Raw genomic sequence first — 239 nt, 5'->3', positions numbered from 1 at the left:
ATTTTTAAAATTTCTTATTGATCCTAAATAATTTCCAATCGTCAAACTACCTGACGGTTGTAAAGCACTGTAAACTGTTTTAGTCATAGTATCCTCCTAAAAAGAAAAAGGAGTAAACTCCTTTTATATTACTTCTTTTCTTTTTCTTCTTTTTTTGGTTTTTCAAGCAGAGCCTTTCTTGATAATTTAATTTTTCCTTGATTATCTATTTCTATTACCTTAACTTCTACCATATCACC

At 28.0% G+C, this 239-nt stretch carries 1 protein-coding gene; it reads right to left on the bottom strand.

Going from position 1 to position 239, the window contains the following annotated elements:
* Positions 1 to 128 precede the first annotated feature (128 nt).
* A partial coding sequence (locus AC2Q9J_RS18465) for a hypothetical protein (RefSeq protein ID WP_499042189.1) occupies positions 129 to 239 on the bottom strand: 111 nt, incomplete at its 5' end.

It is taken from the genome of Planococcus sp. RAB007_Raresut (assembly GCF_057369535.1).
Note: the sequence above shows the minus strand (reverse complement) of the source record. Positions and strands in the feature narration are given on the sequence as shown.